The organism is Streptomyces sp. NPDC059900, assembly GCF_050270335.1.
Classification (GTDB): Bacteria; Actinomycetota; Actinomycetes; order Streptomycetales; family Streptomycetaceae; genus Streptomyces.
This window is the reverse complement of sequence record NZ_JBNNJZ010000564.1, coordinates 1-5,127: the sequence shown is the minus strand read 5'-3', so window position 1 is coordinate 5,127 and position 5,127 is coordinate 1. Positions and strand designations below refer to the sequence as shown.

Sequence of the window (5,127 nt, the reverse complement as noted above, 5' to 3'; positions counted from 1 at the left end):
ATCTAGCACCTCACCTGCGGGAATCCCCGGAATCCGCCCTGGAGGGCACCCCATGACCCCCTTCCTCCTTGCTAGCGCCTGCCCACTCATAGTCACTCTCTGTTACGTCAGTCTGTGTGCGGGCAGCCCGTACGGCGACTGCCGCCGCTGCCGCGGCATGGGCCACGCCATCAAGAGAAACCGGCGCGGCACCCTCCAGCGCGGCAAGGACTGCCGCCGCTGCCACGGCTACGGCAAGCGCGTCCGCGTCGGCCGCCGCCTCTACAACCAGTGGCTGCGCATCTACCGCGAGGGCCAGAGCGAGCCCCGCTCGACCACCACCGCCGCCCGTCCGTTCGCCAAGAAGGGCTGACCCATGGCCGTCACCATCTCGCTCGTCCTGCTCTTCGGACTGGTCCTGTTCTTCCTGCTGCGCTCCAAGACCCTCGGCTACGGCAGCGCGTTCATCGCCGTGATGTTCGGGTTCTTCCTCGCCTCCACCGGCGCCGCCGGACCCATCACCGAACTGACCCGCGCCGTCATCGGCGCCATCCCCGACCTGTAGCAGAAGGGCCCCGCCATGACCGACTCCATCTCTCTCATGGCCGCAGGCGAGATCCGCGACGCCCTCGCGGCTCTCGCCCGCGGTGACCTCCCCGCCGCCGCCCACGCCCTGATGAGCATCGACCCCGAGTCCTGGCGGGCCGTCGAAGTCCGCCTCGCCGCCCTGGGCGGCTCCCTGCCCGACCTGGTGCGCACCGTCCAAGGAGAGCAGGCGGCATGAACGGCGAACTCATCGCGATCGCCGTACTGATGACGCCCGGCGCCGTGTTCGGCGCGGTGACCCTCACCGGCCACGCCGTCGCCCGCCGCCGGGATGCCGCACTCGCCGCCGCATTGGTGGCCGGGCCGACCGGAGGTCCGAAGCCGCCCGGAGAGCCGCAGCCCGCCCCCGAGCAGAGCGAGGCCGTGCCCCTGGCCGCCGTCCTCGACCTGGACCGGCACCGCCGCACACGCACCGCCCACGACACCCCGCACCAATCCGAGGAGGAAGCCTCATGACCTGCCGCGAGTGCACCGGCCACCACCCGGTGCGCCTGGACGCCTTTCCCGCCGGGAACCCCCGCGCTTCGCTGCGCGCCGCACACCGCGCCACCGAAGCCCGCGCGGAAACCCCCACACCCGTCCACATCCACTACGACGCGATCCACGACGCGTTCGCCGTCGTCCGCACCGACCCGGCCCCCGCCACAGCCTGAGGAGAGCAACTCCGATGCCTGACAAGCACGTCGAACCCGTCACCCTCCTGCGCGATGCCGCTGAAGCCGTCCGAGAGTTCAACCACCTCACCTTCCCCACCCGCCAGAACCCCGGCGGCCTGGCCTACCCTCCCGAGGCCTACCGCGCCATCGGCGCCCTCAAGGCGCTCTCCCAGCGCCTCCCGCAGGCCTTCGAGCAGATCGTCCGCGCCCTGACCGTCCCCCACGAGCGCGGATACGTCACCGCCGACTACGGCACCCCCGAAACCCACATCGCCACGGCCAGCGCCGCGCTGCAGGAAGCGCACGACCTGGCGCACGCGCTGGCCGCCGCCCTGGAGCGCGCCCACACCGCCACGAGCCCGCTGGGCTACAGCGGCCCGATCACCGACACCGACGTCACAGAAGGCGAGTAACCCATGTCCGCAGGCGAGACCACGATCACCGTCGTCGGCAACCTGACCGACGACCCCGAGATCCGCTTCACCCCCAGCGGCGCGGCGATGGCGAAGTTCACCGTCGCCTCCACCCCCCGCACCTTCGACAAGACCACCAACCAGTGGCGCGACGGCACCGCGATGTTCCTGCGCTGCACGGCCTGGCGCGACCTGGCCGAGCACGTCGGCGACAGCCTCACCAAGGGCGCCCGCGTGATCGTGACGGGACGTCTGCGCCAGCACAACTGGCAGACCCCGGAGAACGAGAACCGTTCCATGCTCGGCCTGGAGGTCGACGAGATCGGCCCCTCGCTGCGCTTCGCCACCGCCACCGTGACCCGCGCGCAGCGTGCCGCCGCCGGGGGCACCCCGCCGGCCGACGCGTGGAACACGGGAACCCCGGCCAACGGCGGATGGGGGGCGCCCGCGCAGGGCAAGGAGTCGCAGTTCAGCGACGAGCCGCCGTTCTAGATACGCCCGAGGCGGGGTGCCGTCTCGCCAAAGCCTGCACCCCGCCCCGGATCTCCAGTCCCTCCAAGAGAACAGGAGACCCCCAGCATGACCCATCCCACCCCTCTGCGGCGAGACGGCCTCACGCCGCGATCCAGCACCTGGCCCCTGCCCACCGCGCTGGCCCTGGCGAGCAGGGGCGTGCCCGTGCTGCCGCTGCGCGCGGGCAAGGTCCCCTTCGGTAACTGCACCGCCTGCGCGGGCAACGCATGCGGCGGCCGGCCGCACATGAAGGACCCCGGCCCCTGCCACTGCGTCTCCCCCTGCCACGGGTGGGCCGCCGCCACGACCGACCCGCACACCCTGACCTCACCGGCATGGGCCACCGTGTGGCGCCAGGCTGCCGCGCTCGCCTATCACCCCGGCGGCGCCGGGCTCACCGTCGTGGACCTCGACAACAGCGACGCGATGGCGTGGGCGCGCCAGCACCTGCCACCCACCCGCACCGTGGCCACCACCAGGGGCGAGCACTGGCTGTACCTGGGCACCATGCCCTCAGCCAACGCCGTGCGTCCCGGCGTCGACATCAAGTCGCTCATGCAGTACGCCCGGTGGCGTGGCCCCGGCGACGGCCTCATGAAGCCTCTGCCGGACGCGGTGCGCGCCTTGACCGTGCGAGAAGAGGCCACCTCCCCGCGCGAAGCGATGGCCTCTTCAGGACCCGCCACGACCGTGTGGGACCGGTCGGTGGCCACCGGATGCCGCCACACCGAGCGCTACGTGCGCACCGGCCTGAACCGCGGCCTCGCCCTGGTGGGCGAGCACACCGAATCCGGCGCCGGAACACAGGCGTTCGCCGTCGCCCGCTTCCTCGCCCACCAGCACACCGCCTGCCCCGGCCCCTGCGGTCTGGACGCCCTCGCGGAAGAGATCGTGGCCGCCGCCGTCGCGGTCGACGTACCCGAGCCCTACGCCCGCCGCGCCGTGACCAACGGCCTCCACCACGCCGCATGAACCGCTCTGCACCAACCCGCACGGAAAGGAGGGGCCTTGCATGAACGCCGAAGAACTGCCCGCGCCCTCCAACCCCATGGCCGTCGCCCGCCGCATCCTGCCCGACTGGCAGAACCAGGACGGACAGATGGTGTGCCGACGCTGGCGCGGCTCCTGGATGCAGTGGAGCCGCACGCACTGGCGCGAGGTCGACGAGGAACAGATCCGCAAGACCATGTACGAGCGCCTGGAGCACGCGGTCTTCCTCGTGCCCGGCAAGAACGGGCAGATGGAGCCGCGCGAGTGGGCGCCGACCAAACCGAAGATCAGCAACCTGTTGGACGCGCTCGGCTCCATCACGCTGCTGCCCGCCGACATCGACGCCCCCGCCTGGCTCACCGACACCGACACCAGCGGATGGGGCCCGATCGTGGCGTGCACCAACGGCCTGCTCCGCATCCACGACCGCCAGCTACTCCCCCACACGGCCGGATTCTTCAACCACGTCTCCGTGCCCTTCACCTACGACCCCACCGCCACCGCCCCCGAGTGGCACCGCTTCCTCACCGACATCTGGCCCGACACCCCAGACGCCATCGCAGCGCTTCAGGAGTGGTTCGGCTACGTCCTGTCCGGCCGCACCGACCAACAGAAGATCCTGCTCATGGTCGGCCCGTCCCGCTCCGGCAAGGGCACCATCGCCCGCGTCATGAAAGAGCTGGTCGGCAAGAACAACCTCGCCGGCCCCACCCTCGCCGGGCTCGGCACCAACTTCGGGCTGGCCACCCTGATCGGAAAGCCCCTCGCGGTCATCTCCGACGCCCGCCTGTCCGGCAACGACACTCAGGTCGTGGAACGGCTGCTGACCATCTCCGGTGAGGACACCATCGACATCGACCGCAAGTTCCGCCAGCAGTGGACCGGCAAACTGCCCACCCGGCTGATGATGCTGTCCAACGAGCTGCCGCACTTCGGCGACTCCTCCGGCGTCATCGCCCGCCGGTTCATCGTCCTCAACTTCACCCGATCCTGGCTCGGCCAGGAAGACCCCGGCCTCTTGGACCGGCTGGTTACCGAGATGCCCGGCATCCTCAACTGGGCCCTGGACGGCCTGGCCCGTCTTCAGCGAACGCGCCGGATCACCGAACCGGCGGCCAGCCGGGACGCGGTCACCACCATGCAGGACACCGCGTCCCCGACCACCGCGTTCATCCGCGAGCGCTGCGCCACCGGGCCCACGTGCACGATCCCCGTCGACAACCTGTGGGCGATCTGGCGCGAATGGGCCGAGGACAACGGCGTGAAGCCCGGCAGCAAGCAGGTATTCGGCCGCGACCTCCAGTCCGCCATCCCCCAACTCACCGTCAGCCGCCCCCGCGAGGGTGAGACCCGCATCCGCATCTACACGGGCATCACCGTCCGGCCCGCACCCGGCGCCGCCGGATGAAGTAGCGCCCACAATCCCCAGGACCGCGGACCATCGCGGACCACGCCCCCTGACCTGCACGTTTCCCCAACCCCGATCGCGGACCATCGCGGACCACGCCTCCAAGAGCGGTCCGCGATGGTCCGCACAACACCCCCCGCAAAACCGCAGGTCAAACAGGGTGGTCCGCGATGGTCCGCGGTCCACAGCATTGTGGCGCCCGTTTCCCCCAGCCAACTCCCGAAGCCTCCCCCAAGGAGCCACGGAATGTCTCGCCAAAAGACACCCGCCCGGAAGACCTCGAACGAACTACTGCCTCTCACTGCCGTACTGCTCGAACTCCAAATCACTCGCGCAACGTGGTACCGCTGGCGCAATCGCGGAATCGGGCCTATCGCTCATCGACTGCCCAACGGACGACTCCGCGTTTGGCGTAGCGACCTGGACGCCTTCTTGGACGAGATGGAGGTGGCTTAGGCATGGAGTGGAGCTACACCGTCAAGATCTGGGCCATCCGGAAGCGTGACTATCGGAAGCCGTATCAACTCCGCTGGAAGGTGGGTCTACGCCCTCACTCGGAGTC

Annotated in this window: 10 protein-coding genes; all 10 read left to right on the top strand. The window is 70.3% G+C overall.

Going from position 1 to position 5,127, the window contains the following annotated elements; genetic code table 11:
* A partial coding sequence (locus ACQKIP_RS39180) for a hypothetical protein (protein WP_427745244.1) occupies nucleotides 1-352 on the top strand: 352 nt, incomplete at its 5' end.
* Nucleotides 353-355: 3 nt separating this feature from the next.
* Nucleotides 356-544: a hypothetical protein gene (locus ACQKIP_RS39175; RefSeq protein ID WP_365862790.1), complete on the top strand. Its 189-nt coding sequence runs from the start codon at nucleotides 356-358 to the stop codon at nucleotides 542-544.
* A 15-nt stretch (nucleotides 545-559) separates the two neighbouring features.
* Nucleotides 560-763, top strand: a complete 204-nt coding sequence (locus tag ACQKIP_RS39170) for a hypothetical protein (protein ID WP_365862792.1) — start codon at nucleotides 560-562, stop codon at nucleotides 761-763.
* On the top strand, nucleotides 760-1,041 hold the full coding sequence (locus ACQKIP_RS39165; RefSeq protein ID WP_365862794.1) for a hypothetical protein: 282 nt from the start codon (nucleotides 760-762) through the stop codon (nucleotides 1,039-1,041). The genes ACQKIP_RS39170 and ACQKIP_RS39165 overlap by 4 nt, the downstream gene beginning before the upstream one ends.
* Nucleotides 1,038-1,238, top strand: coding sequence for a hypothetical protein (locus ACQKIP_RS39160; protein WP_365862795.1), 201 nt, complete (start codon nucleotides 1,038-1,040; stop codon nucleotides 1,236-1,238). Before ACQKIP_RS39165 ends, ACQKIP_RS39160 begins: the two co-directional genes overlap by 4 nt.
* Before the next feature lie 14 nt (nucleotides 1,239-1,252).
* Nucleotides 1,253-1,654 (top strand): hypothetical protein, encoded by a 402-nt coding sequence (locus tag ACQKIP_RS39155; protein ID WP_365862797.1) that lies wholly within the window; start codon nucleotides 1,253-1,255, stop codon nucleotides 1,652-1,654.
* 3 nt (nucleotides 1,655-1,657) lie between these two features.
* Nucleotides 1,658-2,146, top strand: a complete 489-nt coding sequence (locus ACQKIP_RS39150; protein WP_365862799.1) for a single-stranded DNA-binding protein — start codon at nucleotides 1,658-1,660, stop codon at nucleotides 2,144-2,146.
* 87 nt (nucleotides 2,147-2,233) lie between these two features.
* Nucleotides 2,234-3,139 (top strand): bifunctional DNA primase/polymerase, encoded by a 906-nt coding sequence (locus ACQKIP_RS39145; protein ID WP_365862801.1) that lies wholly within the window; start codon nucleotides 2,234-2,236, stop codon nucleotides 3,137-3,139.
* 40 nt (nucleotides 3,140-3,179) lie between these two features.
* Entirely contained in the window at nucleotides 3,180-4,565 is a 1,386-nt protein-coding gene (locus tag ACQKIP_RS39140) for a DNA primase family protein (RefSeq protein WP_365862803.1), read from the top strand.
* A 117-nt stretch (nucleotides 4,566-4,682) separates the two neighbouring features.
* On the top strand, nucleotides 4,683-5,021 hold the full coding sequence (locus tag ACQKIP_RS39135) for a helix-turn-helix transcriptional regulator (protein ID WP_427745243.1): 339 nt from the start codon (nucleotides 4,683-4,685) through the stop codon (nucleotides 5,019-5,021).
* Nucleotides 5,022-5,127: the final 106 nt, after the last annotated feature.